The sequence below is a fragment of the Sphingopyxis sp. EU05-FHT14B03 genome, assembly GCF_058790875.1.
Genome location: NZ_JBYTDC010000001.1, coordinates 305,681 through 319,875 on the forward strand (window position 1 = coordinate 305,681; position 14,195 = coordinate 319,875).

The following is a 14,195-nucleotide window of genomic DNA, read 5'->3' on the forward strand; positions in this document are numbered from 1 at the left end:
ATGCTGAAAAAGCTCTGGCTTGCAGCGCTTTTGCTGACGCCGACCATCGTCGCACACCCCGCAACCGCGGCCGATTCGTCCCCCCTCGCCTTTCCCGGCGCGGTGGGTCCGGCGGCGCAGACGGCCGGCGGGCGCGGTGGCCAGATCCTGCGCGTGACGACGCTCGCGCCCGACGGCCCCGGCTCGCTGAAAGCGGCGATCGAGACCCCCGGACCGCGCATTGTCGTGTTCGAGGTCGGCGGCGTGATCGACATGGGGCGCACGACGATCGAGGTGAAGCACCCCTTCCTCACCATCGCCGGCCAGACCGCGCCGGGTCCCGGCATCACGCTGATTCGCACCGGCATCGACGTGAAGACGCACGACGTGATCTTTCGTCACCTGCGCGTCTATACCGGGGTCGACGGCCAACCGAAGCGCAGCGGGTGGGAGGCCGACGCCTTTTCGACCGTCGCCGCCGCCAATGTGATCGTCGACCATTGCACCTTCCTGTGGGCGATCGACGAGAATATGTCGGCGTCGGGCCCGCGCTTCACCGGCAAGACGGTCGACGAATGGCGCCAGGGCACCAGCCACAATATCACTTTTTCGAACAATCTCGCCGCCGAAGGCCTCGCCGACGCGAGCCACCCCAAGGGCGAGCACAGCAAGGGGTCGCTGATCCACGACAACGCCACCGGCATCGTCTTTTACCGCAATGTCTGGGCGCATAATGTCGAGCGCAATCCGCTGGTCAAGGGCGGCGCGCAGGCGCTGATGATCAACAACCTGATCTACAATCCGCAGCACCGCGCGGTACACTATAATCTGATGAACCTCGAATGGGTCGGCCATCCCTATGTGACGGGCCAGATCACCGCGATCGCCAACGTCATGCGCGGCGGCAACGACACCGATCCGAACCTGCCCTTCCTGATGCTCGGCGGCGACGGCGATCTCGAATATTATGGCAAGGACAATCTGGCGGTCGATCGCCATGGCGAGCCGCTACCCGAGGTTGGCCGCTATGGCGAAACGCGCGCGCAACTGATCCGCGCCAAGGCGCCGCTCGCGCCGATCGCGGGATACAGGATCCTGCCGGTGCGCGACGTCGAAACCGCGCTGCTCGCGACGGCGGGGGCGCGGCCCTGGGCGCGCGATGCCGAGGAGATTCGCGTGCTGTTCTTCGTCGCCGAAGGCCGCGGCGAGGTGATCGACGACGAGAAGGAGGTCAGCGGCTATCCGAAGGTCGCGTCGGCGGTGCGCGCGCCCTTCGTCGCGGACGACTGGAACCTCGCGACGATGGAGCCACGGTCGGGCCTCTATCCCGGCCAGACCGCGCCGATGCCGCAGGAGCATCTGTCGGCGCGCGACCTCGATTCGCGCGGCGGCGTGAAATGAGCGCGCTGCTCGCCCTGCTCCTCGCCGGCGGCGCGGCGCCCGCGATGGTCGTGATCGACGAGGCCGCGACGCTACGCGAGGAAGCGCCGCCGCACGGCGCGATCGGGATGTCGACGGCGTACCGGATCAGCGATGCCGTCCCCGCGCCGCGCAGCTTCGAATTCCGCAAGCGCGCGCTGCACGTCGGCGCCGCGATCGGTGTCCATCCGATCGACCATGACGAAATCTATTATGTCCTGTCGGGTACCGGCATCGTCCATTCGGACGGCGAGGAGAAGGACCTCAAGGCTGGCACCGCCGCCTGGCTTTACAAGGGCGCGAAGGTCGGCATCCGCCAGACCGGCAAGGCACCGCTGGTGCTGATCATCGCCTATCCCAACAAGGCGGCCGAATAGCGATGCGGTTCGGTCGCCGCCTCCTGCTCGCCGCCGGGCTGACGCTGCCGCTGATCGCCACGGGAAACGCCAGCGCGAAAAGCGCCTGGACGCGCCCGGCCGGCCTCGCGCCCGACGACAGTATCGCGCTGTGGCCCGAGGGCCATCTGGCGGTGCCGGCGGGCTTGGTCGAAAGCGTGGTCCAGCGCAGCGACGACCCGAACGCCAGCGACCGAATGCTGCAGGGCATCACCCGCCCGCGCCTCGACATCTTCCGCCCCGAAAAGCCCAATGGCGCGGCGGTGATTCTCGCCCCCGGCGGCGGCTATCGCTACGTCGTGGTCGACAAGGAAGGTTATGAGCTGGCGCGCTGGCTCCGCGATCGCGGGGTCACCGTCTATGTCCTCTTCTACCGCCTGCCCGGTGACGGCTGGGCCGACCGCTCGAACGTCCCACTCGCCGATGCGCAGCGCGCGGTGCGGCTGGTGCGCAGCCGGGCGAAGGCCGACGGCATCGACCCGGCGCGCGTCGCCTTCGGTGGCTTTTCGGCGGGCGGCCATGTCGCGACCAGCCTGCTGACGCGCTTCGATGCCAAGGTCTATGCGCCGGTCGACGCCGCCGACCCGCTGTCGGCGCGCCCCGACACCCTCGCCGCCTTTTACCCGGTGGTGTCGATGGACCCGGCGATCGCCCACGCCGTCAGCCGAGAAAAATTGCTCGGCCCCGCCCCCGACGCGACGCGCGCGGCGCTCTACTCGCCCGAGCGGCAGGTCCGCGCCGACATGCCGTCGCTGTTTCTCCTTCATGCCGAGGACGATAATGTCGTGAAGGTCGAGAACAGCCTGCGCCTCCAAGATGCCGCGCGCGCGGTCGGCGTTCCCTGCGAAGCCCATTATTTCGCCAAGGGTGGCCATGGCTTCGGGTTGATGAAGACTGCAGGGCTGCCCGTTGCTGCGTGGCCCGAACTGCTGTGGAACTGGCTCGCGGCGCAGAAGATCGTTTGACCTCCGCTTCCGTCATCCCGGCGAAGGCCGGGATCTCGCCCTCACATCCTGCTGCACCGCCGGGATCCCGGCCTTCGCCGGGATGACGTGGTAGAGTTAGGGGCTGTTTCAGCTGCCCGGCTGGATATAGGGCACTCGCGCGAACAGCTCGCGCTCCCACGCGCGCGGATTGTCCTCGACGCGGGGACCGGCGTCGAAGATCATCGTGCGGCGCTTCTTGAGGTCATAGGCCGCCCAGCCCGGATTGCCCGTCTTCGCAAAGCGCGTGAAGGCCGTCATCATCGCCGCGCTTACCTGATGCTTGCACGTCGACTGGTCGGGGCCGGTGCCGAAGACCAGCGCGATGTCGTCGGCGTGCTTCGCCTCCATATAGTCGAGCTGATAAACAAAGGCCGGCGCGCCCGCCCGCGCGCGCGCCTCGGCCTCCTCGACCTGCCCGCGCCAGCTGCGCGCGGCGGTGACGATGCGGTGGAAGAGTTCGAGCGGCTGCGCGCCCGGATAACGCGCGCGGAACTGCGCGACGACCCAGACCGGATCGATGTCGACGCGCATTTCGGGGCCGATGCGTGCCGCAAGATTGTCGAAGCTCAGCCCCGAAAGCTGCTTGCCGTCGGCGGCGAAAAAGGCCCGCGTCTCCATCACCGTATTGCCGAGCATCATCGGGATGGCGAGCGATTGCGGTGCGGGGTCGGGCCAGAAGGGATGGCGCGTGAGATGCTTCATGTCGAGCACCGGCCCCATATAGACCCCGCCGCCGATGATCGGGTCGGTCGCCGACAGCGCCGCGACCAGCTGTTCGACCGGCGCGGTCGCGGGATCGACGCCTTCACCGAGCTTGGCGAGAAAAGCCTCCGCGCGCTTCGCCGCGTTGAGCGGCCCCGAGGCGGTCACCTGCTGCCCGCTCATCGTGATCGCCTTGTGGAACAGCCCCGCCGCCTCGGGCATCGCCATCAGGGTCGCGATCTTGGCGCCGCCGCCCGACTGGCCGAAGACGGTGACATTGGCCGGATTGCCGCCAAAGGCTGCGATATTGCGCTGCACCCATTTGAGCGCGAGGATCAGGTCGAGCTGTCCGGCGTTGCCGCTGTCGGGAAAGCGGCCGGGCAGATAGAGGTAACCGAGCGCGTTCAGCCGGTGGTTGACCGTCACCACCACGACGTCACCCTGTGCCGCGAGCGTCGCGCCGTCGTTGAGCGGGTCGGTCACGCTGCCCGACGAATAGGCGCCGCCGTGGAAATAGACCATCACGGCGCGCGGTTTTTTGGCTGCAGCCGTCGGCGTCCAGACGTTGAGGAACAGGCAGTCCTCGGATTGCGGCTGGTAGCGGTCGCCGGCCTGCGGGCAGGCGGGACCATATTGCCCCTGATCGGCAAAAGGCTGTTCGGCGGTGGTCACCGGCACTGGGGCGCGGAACCGTTCGGCGTGCGCGTAACGAATGCCGGGATAGGCGGTCGTCCACAGCGGCGCATTCTCGCTCCGCGGCTTGCTGCGATAGGTGCCGTCGGCTGCGGATACGGTCGCATTGACCGCCTGCGCCCATGAAGGCGCGGCACAAGACAGCAAGACCAATCCTGCCGCTCCGCCCAGCAGCAAACGACGACCAAACGGCTCAGCGCCGGACATCGAGCCCTCCCCCGTGAAATGCGTCGATATCCGCTTGGCTAAAGCGGCTCGCATCTCCGGGCAAGCTATGTTTGAGGCAGGTGAGCGCGAGGCCGCTGTCGGCCATTGCGCGGGCATTGCCGCGATCCAGCCACGCGTGCAGCACCCCCGCGGCGAAAGCATCGCCCGCGCCAATCCGGTCGACGATGCCGGTGACGTCGATGTCATCGGTCTGATGCGCGCTGTCGCGCAGATCGACCCGCGCCGCGATGCGGTGATGATCGGCCGACACCGTATGCCGGGCGGTCGAGGCGATCAACTTGAGGTCGGGGAAGGCGGCAAAGCCCGCGTCCGCCGCTTCGCGCCGCCGGTCCGCGCCCTCGCCCGAAAAATCGCGCCCGAGCACCAGCGACAGGTCGCGGTGGTTTCCGAACAAGATGTCGGTCAGCCCGATGAGTTCGGACAGGATGGCGCGCGGATCGCTGTCCCACGCCTCCCACAGCATCGCGCGGTAATTGCCGTCGAAGCTGATCGGCACGCCCTGCCGCTTGGCGGCACGCGCCGCCGCCAGCGCGGCCTCGGCCGAGCGCGGGCCGAGCGCGGGGGTGATGCCCGACAGGTGGAGCAGACGCGCGCCGGCCAGCAACGCGTTCCAGTCATAATCATTGGCTCCGCTCGCGGCGAAGCTCGATCCGGCGCGATCGTATACGATCTCCGACGCCCGCAGTCCCGCCCCGACGCTGAGGAAATAGAGCCCCATCCGCCCGGGCGATGGCGTGACGGCGGTGCAATCGACGCCTGCGCCGCGCACCGCCGCCACCGCTCCGCGACCCAGAGCGTTCGAAGGAATTTTGCTCACCATCGCGCAATCATGGCCGAGATGGGACAGGCCGATCGCGACATTCGCCTCGGCGCCGCCGACATGGAGCGACAGCGCGGGGGACTGCATCAGCAGCTCATTACCCGGCGCGGTCAGGCGGATCAGCAATTCGCCGAAAAAGACGAGTCTACCCTCTGCCATCCCCACTCCGTTCGCCGCCTGTTGCGGTTCTATGCGCGATGCTAGCGCGCGAGCCAGCCGCCGTCGACCGCGAGGATATGGCCCTGCACATAATCCGACGCGCTTGAGGCCAGAAAGACCGCCGCCCCGCCGATATCCTTGGGATCACCCCAGCGGCCCGCCGGGATACGCTCCATGATCTGGCGGTTGCGCGTCTCGTCGCCCTGCAGCGCCGCGGTGTTGTTCGTCGCGATATAGCCCGGCGCGATCGCATTGACCTGAATGCCCTTCGCCGCCCATTCATTGGCGAGCAGCTTGGTGAGGCCGCCGACCCCCGATTTCGACGCGGTGTAGCTCGGCACCCGAATGCCGCCCTGAAAGGTCAGCATCGAGGCGATGTTGATGATCTTGCCCGACCCGCGCCCGATCATGTGGCGCCCGACCGACTGGCAAAGGAAGAACAAGGTCTTGAGATTGGTGTCCATCACCGCGTCCCAATCTTCCTCGGTGAAATCGACCGCGTCGGCGCGGCGGATGATCCCGGCATTGTTGACGAGGATGTCGATCCGCCCGAACTCACCGAGCACCGCATCGACGAGCGGCTGCACCGCCGCAACGCTCGAAAGGTCGGCAGCGAAATTCTCACCCTTGCGGCCGAGCGCCTCGACCTTGTCGACCGTCTCGGTCGCGGGCGAGCGGCCCGCGGCGGCGATGTCAGCCCCCGCCTCGGCGAGCGCGAGCGCGATCCCCTGCCCGATACCGGTATTGGCGCCGGTGACCAGCGCCACCTTGCCCGAAAGATCGAAGAAACCCGCCATTACGACAGCTGGCAGATGTCGAGGACGTTCATGTCGGTATAGTCCTGATTCTCGCCCGCCATCGCCCAGATGAAGGCATAGGATTTGGTGCCCGCGCCCATGTGGATCGACCAGGGCGGCGAGATCACCGCTTCCTCATTCTGCATGACGATGTGGCGGGTCGCCTCGCCTTCGCCCATGAAGTGCATCACGCGGTCGGTGTCGACATTGTCGAGTTCGAAATAGAAATAGATCTCGCTGCGGCGCTCGTGGATGTGCGGCGGCATGGTGTTCCAGACGCTGCCCTCGTTGAGCACGGTCAGACCCATGACGAGCTGCGCGCTGTCGCAGACGCCCGGAATGACGAGCTGGTAGATCGACCGTTCGTTCGACTCGGCGAGACTGCCGCGGTCGAGCTTGTTCGCATCGGCGATACCCAGCTTGCGCGTGGTAAAGGCCTTATGCGCCGGGCACGATGCCAGATAGTAACGCGCGCCTTCGCCCGCGAAGCTGACATCGGTCGCGCCCATCGTCACATAGAGGCAATCCTTGTTGCCGAGCGTAAAGCTTTCTCCGTCGACGGTGACGATGCCCTCGACCGACGAGACATTGACGATCGCAAGCTCGCGGCGTTCGAGGAACGGGTGGCCCGCCGCCGACGGCGGCTCGGTCTGTGCGGGCAGTTTGACCGGGGCCGCGCCCACGGCGACGCCGCCGATCACGAAGCGGTCGGCATGGGTATAGTTGAGCACGCACTCGCCGGTGCGGAACAGGTCCTGGATCAGATAGCGATCGCGAAGCTCCGCATTCGACACCTCCTCCATCATGACCGGATGGGTTGCATAATAGGTCTTCGAAAACATCGGGGCATCCTCGCGATTGATGTTGGTGATTGGCCACCTTGCTACGCCGCAAGGTAACCGGTGTCAAGATCGACGTCACGGGCAACCGGAGCAGTCGGCGATTTCCTCTGCGCCGCGATGAAGCTAGGGTGACGCCGCGTTCGACGAGGAGACAATGAGTTGAGTATCGCCAGCATCGCCCTGCCCCGCATCCTGCGCATCGGCGGCGGCGCGTCGAAGCAATTGCCCGAGGTGTTGACGGCGCTGGGCCTCGCGTCCCCGCTGATCGTCACCGACGCCTTCCTGCAAAGCAGCGGCCGCGTCGCCGAATTGCAGGGCGGCCTGACAACGGCGGGCATCGCGGCGCGTGTCTTCGCCGACACCGTGCCCGACCCGACCGTCGCCTCGATCGAGGCGGGCTTGGCCTTCCTGCGCGAAGGCGACCATGACTGCGTCGTCGGTTTCGGCGGCGGCAGCCCGCTCGACAGCGCCAAGGCGATCGCCCTGCTCGCGAAGCACGGCGGCGTGATGGCCGACTATAAAGCGCCCCACATTCAGGACGAACCCGGCCTGCCGGTCATCGCGATCCCGACCACCGCGGGTACGGGGTCGGAGGCGACGCGCTTCACGATCATCACCGAGGAGGCGACCGACGAGAAGATGCTCTGCCCCGGCCTCGCCTATCTGCCGGTCGCCGCGCTCGTCGATTATGAGCTGACCTTCACCAAACCCAAAAGGCTGACCGCCGACACCGGCATCGACTCGCTCGTCCATGCGATCGAAGCCTATGTGTCGAAACGCGCCAACCCGTTCAGCGACGGCATGGCGCTGCTCGCGATGCGCGCGCTGGCGCCGAATTTGCGCCGCGTCTGCGCCGACCCCACCGACGCGGCGGCGCGCGAGGCGATGATGCTCGGCGCGACGCAGGCGGGCATCGCCTTTTCGAACAGCTCGGTCGCGCTGGTCCACGGGATGAGCCGCCCGATCGGCGCGCATTTCCATGTCCCGCACGGGCTGTCGAACGCGATGCTGCTCCCCGCGGTCACCGCCTGGTCGGCGCCCGCGGCGCGGCATCGCTACGCCGACTGCGCGCGGGCGATGGGCGTCGCCGACGAAGCCGAGGGCGACCAGTCGGCGGTCGCGCGGCTGCTCGACGAACTCGCCGCGCTCAACCGCGAGCTCGAAGTGCCCGGTCCGGCGGCATGGGGCATCGACGCCGCGCGCTGGGACGCGCTGGTCCCGACGATGTGCGCGCAGGCGGCCGCGTCGGGATCGCCCGCGAACAACCCGCGCGTGCCCGATGCCGACGAAATGGCGATGCTCTATGCGCAGGTCTGGGCGGGGTAGCAGCGGCGCAAGACCCTAGCGCCGCCGGCGCGCCAGCTGCCAGTCATAGAGTGACGGCACCGCATCCAGCGCCTGCCCGGTCGCCTCAATATAGGGCGCGGGGGTGTAGCTGATCGCGATTGCGCGGTTCGCGTGCAGCCCGACGATGCGCTCGCCCGGTCCTTCGAGACCGCTGGCGATCGTCACCGTCGCGTCGGCGGGCACGCTGTCGGGCATCACCAGCCGCGCGTTCCACAGCGTGTTGTACAGACCGTGCCCGGGCTTCCAATAAGGCGCGCCACCGCCGACCCACAGCTGATAGGCCCATTCGCCCTTCGCCTGTTTCGGGTCGATATGCATGACGATCTGGTCGAACAGATTCTGGTGGTTCGACCCGCTATGCTGGTCGATAATCGCATCGCGCATCACCTCGGACCGAAGGAACACCGACCGTGTCGAGCGCGTGTTGACGCTGAGCGGGTGAATGACGGGGTTCTCGACCTTCAGGTCCTTGACCAGCACATTGTGGACCGCGCCGACATGCACCGAATAATGCGCGCGGCGGTCGCCGGTGGTCGTGACATTGGCAATCGTCAGGCTCGCCGCATTGTCGGTCAAAATGCCGCTGTCCGAACGGTCGATGACGAGGTTGCGGATCCAGCCGTCGAACACCCCGGTCATGTAGATGCCGTTATATCCCTGCTCCAGATGGTGGCCGAACGACGGCGCCTCGGGAAATTGCAGGCGCAAATTCTGGATGCCGACGTTGGTGAGGTGCCGCCACGCGGCGATCACCGCGGGCTGGTCGGGTCGCACGTCGTGGAGCAACGGATCGCCGAGCGTCACGCGCTTGCCGCTGATCGCGGTGACGCGGGTCGACTGCGCGACCACCGGCCGGTTCGGCGAGGTCCAGTGGTGCGACCCGATCGGCAGGTCGGTGTCGCCATAGAGCGACTTCAGGATTTTGCTGTTCGGACCGTCGACCGAATACCATTGCAGTTGCACGACGTCGCCGACGCGCAGCTTGGCGGCATCGTCGACCTGCAACGCGCGCGCGAATTGCTTGCCCGCCACGCCGTTCGCCAGCCTGTCGTCGCGCACATCCTTGTTGCCGTCGTAGGAGACCGGCCGGGCCTTTTCGGGCGCGACGAGGATCATCCCGCCGGCCCAGCTATATTCGGTGAACAGATAGTCGATATTATGCTCGGGTTCGACCTGCTGCTTCTTCTCGCGGACGAGATATTCGCGCAGCTCGTCATAGTCATGGCTCTTGTCGATGATCTTGAGCGGGCGCGGGAAATAAAGCTCGCTGCCCCCCGCCCCTTCGCCCGCACCGTCGAGGACGATGTCGCTGCGGGTGATGCGCAGCACCTCGGTGATCTGGGTGCGCCCCTTGGGGAAACGCAACGTCACCCGGCCCTTGACCGCATTGGCGGCATCGAGCGCGCGCAGCACCGCCTTGCTGTCGTCATACCCGTCGTCGGGGATCGCGCCATAGGCGGTGACCTCGACGATGGTGCCGGCATCGTCGGGGATCGGCGCGATACCGAAACCATAGCCGGCGTAGGAATAATCGGGCAGCGGCGCCGCCGTCATCGTTCCGCGATCGGACAGGATCTTCGGCAGCGACGTCGACTGGGCGAGCGCGGGAAGCGCCGCGCCCACGGCGATGGACAGGGCAAGGCCGAGGACGCACTTGTCCCTGTTGAGCGGCTTCATCACGTCATGTCCTCGTCTTCAGAATTTGGCGCGCAACCCGACCGAGTAGCGCCGCTCGGACAGCGCATAGCTGTTGAGCGCGGTCGAGTTGGAATTGCTATACTCGCTCGTCGCCGATTTCCGCGGCATCAAGTTCTGCGCCTGCAGCGACAGCGCGAAATTCCTGGTGATGTCGAACCCGACCTGCGCATCGAGCTGCGAGCGCGCGCCCACGAAGCTCGGCCGCCCTTCGGAAAATTCGAACACCGCCTCGTCGCGATAGTTATAGGCGACACGCGCCGAGAAGGGACCCTTTTCGAACAGGCCGACAAGGTTGTAGCTGTTCTTCGACACCGCGACGAGCGGGAAGCCCGCACCGTCCTGCCCATCCGAATAGGTGTAGTTGGCGATGATGCCGAGGCCGTCGAACGGCGCGGGCAGGAAATCGGCGAACTGCTGGATGCCGATTTCGAAACCCTTGATCCGCGCGCTCGACAGATTCTCGGGCCGCGAGAAGGTCAGTTCGCGCCCCTGCGGATCGAGGTTGGTATCGATGCCGGTGGTCACGAAGCTGGCGATGAAATTCTTCACATCCTTGTAGAAGAAGGCGCCCGAGATCAGCGAACTCTTGCCGGTATAATATTCGAAGCTGATGTCGGCCTGGGTCGAAATCGGCGGCTCGAGATTCACATTTCCGCCGGTCACCGACAGGTTGGTCGCGTTGAAGAAGGTCGACGGCGCAAGGTCGGCGATCGAGGCGCGCTGCATCGTCTGCGACGCCGACATGCGGACGAGGAAATCGTCGGTGACGTTGAACGCGATATTCGCGCTCGGCAGCACATTGGTGTAGCGGTTCTTGTCGTTGACGAGCGTGCTGACGGTGCCGACATTGACATAGCTGTCGACCGACAGCCGCGTGCTCGCGATGCGCACCCCGGCGTTGGCCTTATACGGGATGCCGACGATCTCGCCCTCGCCCGACACCATCAGATAGGCCGCGAGCGTGCGCTCGCTGAAATCATAGTCGCGCTGCAAATTGGGCAGCAGGGTCGACAGGCCGTTGGCGTTCGGATTGGGCTCGGCCGCCTGCGCGCGGGTGAAGACATAGTCGAAGGTCGGCGCGGTGCTGAGGAAGCTGCGCGGGAAGGTCCCGCCGATGTCGGACAGGAAGTCGCCCATGTCGACCAGATTCAGATAGGGTTCGAGTTCGGCGCGGGTGGGGGTGACCTGGCTGCGGAACGCATTCGAGCGTGCATGCAGGTCGGTATAACGCGCACCCGCCGAGATGGTGACGCCGCCGGCGGTTTCGTAGCTGACGTCGAGCTTGCCCGTCCACTCCTCGAGCAGCCCGATCAGGCGGTTGCTGCGCACGCCGTTGTTCGCGGGGTTGTACGACGCATAGCTGGTCGGGTTGAACGTGCCGCCGAGCGTCAGCGACGGGATCGTCACGTCACGGAAATCGAAGGCGCCCGGGACCGCCGCGGTCCCTTGCAGCGTGATGATCTGGATCGTCTGGTCGATCGTGCCCTTGCTGTAATAGCCGTCGGCCTCGATCGTCAGCCCGTCATTCTCATATTTGCCGTTGAGGCCATAGAGGAAGCTTTCGGTCGGCTCCTTGCGGATCTGCCCGGCGGTGGTGACGGTGCCGTTGGCATTGCCCGCGACGACCATGCCATTTTCGACCACCGCATTGGTCACCGGGTTGGTGCCGGTCGGCAGGCGGAACGCGAAGAAGTCCTGTTTCCGGCCCGTCGTCAGCTTCGAATAGAGCGCGTCGGCGGTGATCGTGAATTCGGGGGTCACCTCGAACTGAATCGCGCCGTTGAGCCCGAGCCGCGAGCGGTCGACGGTGAATTGTTCATATTGCAGCAGCACGGGGGTCTGCTGGACGGTGGTGACGCCGTTCGCGGTATAGTTGCGGTTGAGGAAATTGTTGCGCTCGAAGGTTTGGGTGGTCGAGGTGCGCTTCTGATATTCGCCCGCCAGCATGATACCAATGCGGCCGTCGGCGAATTTGGTCGTCGCGAAACCGGTGATCGCAGGTTCGAACTTGTCGCTATTCTCCGAATAGACCCCCTGCACGCGCAGCGAGACGGTCGGCTCCTTGAAGCTCAAGGGCTTCGGGGTGACGAGGTTGACGGTGCCGCCAAGCCCACCCTCGGCCTGGCTCGCGAGCGGCGACTTGCGCACTTCGAGGCGGCCGAACAGGCTGGACGGGACCGAATCGAGCCCCGACGACCGGCCGAGCTGGTCGTTCTCGGGCGGCGAGAGGCGCGCCGACCAGCCGAGCAGGGTGCGGCCATCGACCTCGACGCGGACCTGCTGCAGCCCGCGGACCGAGACAGACTGGCCTTCGCCGAAGACGCGGGTGATCTGGACCCCGGTGACGCGTTGCAAAGCCTCGGCGACGTTGGCGTCGGGCAGTTTTCCGACATCCTCGGCGGTGATGACATCGACGACCTGGTCGGCCTCGCGCTTGATGTCGGCCGCCTGTTCGAGCGAGGCGCGGATGCCGCTGACCACAATCTCGTCCCCCGGGGGCGGCGCGCCGACGGCGTCCTGCGCAAAGGCGGGCGCCATCGCGAGCGCGGCCAGCGATGCCCCGCCCGCCAGCTTCGCCAGAAAATTTGTGCCGCGCATCGCCATCTCGTCTCTCCCACCCTGGCCGCTCGATCCCGCGATAGCGGAATGGCGACTTTTTGATTTTCAAGTTCTTGTGCGCCGATCTTGGTAACCGGTGTCAGCCATGATCGATTCTTGAGGCAATCCTGTCAAGAAAAAACTTGTATGACAACCTTTGGGGCGGCGTTGGTGCGGTTAGCGCCCTGAGAAGCGACCAATAATGGCGTCGGGCAACCACAGCAGCGGCTGGCGCACCGGGAAATTGCGCACGACCTCGCCGGTCGATGGATCGGGATCGAGTCGCCGCCATAGCGCCAGCCAGTCGTCGCGACGCAGCGCGAGGCCGCCGAACAACAGGCTAGGCTGACGCACCGGAAAGCCGTCCCGATATTCGACATCGGGCGGCAGCGGCCACGCCGCCTTGTCGGCGATATAGGGGGCCATCCAGCCGATCGCGCCCGCGATCGAGCGGCCGTCGTCGGTCCGCCACCCGATCAGGTCGCCCTCGCCTCCCAGCAACCAGGCGGTCGCCGCGAGCACGTCGAGATTGAACAGCGCATAGGCATAGGGCTTGGTCCGCGCGAGTTCGAGCGGCTGGCGTCCGGCGGGCTCGATCTGGGTCGGGATGATGACGGTCTTCAGCCGCGTGCGCGCGTCGTCGAGCACGTCGTTGCGGCCGAGCAGCGCGGCGAAGGACGCGGCTTGCAACAGCCAGCAGGTTCCGTGATTATTCCTTTCGTCGCGCTCCTCGATGCCGAAGGGCGACGTGGTGAGCCAGTCGAGATACGCCGCGAACCAGCCTTCGACACCCGGGCGGATCGCGGCATAGCCCGGCGCCTCCGCCTGCACGAACAACTGCGCGGCGCGCGCGACCTCGACGATCTGCAGCGTGTCGATCACCCCGATCGCGCGGCCATTGTTGACCCCGATGATCGCCTGCGCGTGGTCCAGCTTCGGGTTCATCCGCGTCGCCGGATCGACGAACCAGGCCGCCAGGTGGCGCATCGCCGCCGCCGCGAAGCGCGCGTCGCCGGTCAGCCGCCACGCCGCCGCCAGCGTCGGCACGGTGCGCCCGAACGCGATCAGCGCGTCGCGGTGGCCGTCGAACTTGTCGGGGTTCGATCGGCCGTCGCGACGGATATAGGGGCCGCCGGGGTTCGCCGGGTCGGGCCACCAATAATCGCCCTCCGAATAATAGTCCTGCCGCCCGGCCGGGCTGCGCGGCGCGGGGATCGCCGCGATCGTCCGCGGCGCCGCATCGAGCAGCGCGAGCGCCTGCGGCACCACGCGCGCGCGTTCGATCGCTGCGATATCGAGCGGCAGGCCCTTGCCCCGCGCCAGCGTCGCCGCCGGACCGGCGAGCATCAGGCCCAATAGCAACGCACGGCGCGCGATCATGCCGGTATCCGGGGAGGAGAAAATACCGCCGCCGCGAGTGGCATCGCGGCGGCGGCTGTGACCGAAACCAGCGGGAGGTCGTGCTGGGCCGGCCAGATCATATATCGAGGATGGTGCCCCATCATATGGCTGACACCATAGTTGTAGGACAA

The 14,195-nt window shown here is 66.5% G+C and carries 11 protein-coding genes; 4 read left to right on the forward strand and 7 right to left on the reverse strand.

Annotation, left to right across the window (positions count from 1 at the left end; genetic code table 11):
* From AC3WS4_RS01590 to AC3WS4_RS01600, 3 genes are read left to right on the forward strand one after another with little or no spacing between them, the layout of a single operon-like run.
* Positions 1–1,380, forward strand: coding sequence for a pectate lyase family protein (locus AC3WS4_RS01590; protein WP_492740115.1), 1,380 nt, complete (start codon positions 1–3; stop codon positions 1,378–1,380).
* Positions 1,377–1,775 (forward strand): cupin domain-containing protein, encoded by a 399-nt coding sequence (locus AC3WS4_RS01595; RefSeq protein ID WP_492740114.1) that lies wholly within the window; start codon positions 1,377–1,379, stop codon positions 1,773–1,775. The genes AC3WS4_RS01590 and AC3WS4_RS01595 overlap by 4 nt, the downstream gene beginning before the upstream one ends.
* Before the next feature lie 2 nt (positions 1,776–1,777).
* On the forward strand, positions 1,778–2,758 hold the full coding sequence (locus tag AC3WS4_RS01600; RefSeq protein WP_492740113.1) for an alpha/beta hydrolase: 981 nt from the start codon (positions 1,778–1,780) through the stop codon (positions 2,756–2,758).
* A gap of 108 nt (positions 2,759–2,866) precedes the next feature.
* Here the strand turns inward: AC3WS4_RS01600 and AC3WS4_RS01605 are convergent, their stop codons facing one another.
* From AC3WS4_RS01605 to kduI, 4 genes are read right to left on the reverse strand one after another with little or no spacing between them, the layout of a single operon-like run.
* Entirely contained in the window at positions 2,867–4,381 is a 1,515-nt protein-coding gene (locus AC3WS4_RS01605) for a carboxylesterase/lipase family protein (RefSeq protein WP_492740112.1), read from the reverse strand.
* Positions 4,368–5,381: a sugar kinase gene (locus AC3WS4_RS01610; protein ID WP_492740111.1), complete on the reverse strand. Its 1,014-nt coding sequence runs from the start codon at positions 5,379–5,381 to the stop codon at positions 4,368–4,370. Before AC3WS4_RS01610 ends, AC3WS4_RS01605 begins: the two co-directional genes overlap by 14 nt.
* Positions 5,382–5,422: 41 nt before the next feature.
* Positions 5,423–6,178, reverse strand: coding sequence for a 2-dehydro-3-deoxy-D-gluconate 5-dehydrogenase KduD (gene kduD / locus AC3WS4_RS01615; RefSeq protein ID WP_492740110.1), 756 nt, complete (start codon positions 6,176–6,178; stop codon positions 5,423–5,425).
* Positions 6,178–7,020 (reverse strand): 5-dehydro-4-deoxy-D-glucuronate isomerase, encoded by an 843-nt coding sequence (gene kduI, locus AC3WS4_RS01620; RefSeq protein WP_492740108.1) that lies wholly within the window; start codon positions 7,018–7,020, stop codon positions 6,178–6,180. Before kduI ends, kduD begins: the two co-directional genes overlap by 1 nt.
* 159 nt (positions 7,021–7,179) lie before the next feature.
* Here kduI and AC3WS4_RS01625 point away from each other — a divergent pair, with 159 nt between their 5' ends.
* Positions 7,180–8,346 carry an iron-containing alcohol dehydrogenase gene (locus tag AC3WS4_RS01625; protein WP_492740107.1) on the forward strand — a complete coding sequence of 389 codons (1,167 nt, stop codon included), beginning with the start codon at positions 7,180–7,182 and terminating at the stop codon, positions 8,344–8,346.
* Between the two features lie 15 nt (positions 8,347–8,361).
* On the opposite strand, the gene AC3WS4_RS01630 is transcribed toward AC3WS4_RS01625, so the two are convergent.
* The 3 genes from AC3WS4_RS01630 to AC3WS4_RS01640 all read right to left on the reverse strand — a co-directional run bounded on the left by AC3WS4_RS01630 (position 8,362) and on the right by AC3WS4_RS01640 (position 14,043).
* A complete protein-coding gene (locus tag AC3WS4_RS01630) occupies positions 8,362–10,044 on the reverse strand; it encodes a hypothetical protein (RefSeq protein ID WP_492740106.1) in 1,683 nt (560 codons plus the stop codon).
* An 18-nt stretch (positions 10,045–10,062) separates the two neighbouring features.
* On the reverse strand, positions 10,063–12,663 hold the full coding sequence (locus AC3WS4_RS01635) for a TonB-dependent receptor (protein ID WP_492740104.1): 2,601 nt from the start codon (positions 12,661–12,663) through the stop codon (positions 10,063–10,065).
* A gap of 177 nt (positions 12,664–12,840) precedes the next feature.
* Entirely contained in the window at positions 12,841–14,043 is a 1,203-nt protein-coding gene (locus AC3WS4_RS01640) for an alginate lyase family protein (RefSeq protein ID WP_492740103.1), read from the reverse strand.
* Between the last annotated feature and the right edge of the window lie 152 nt (positions 14,044–14,195).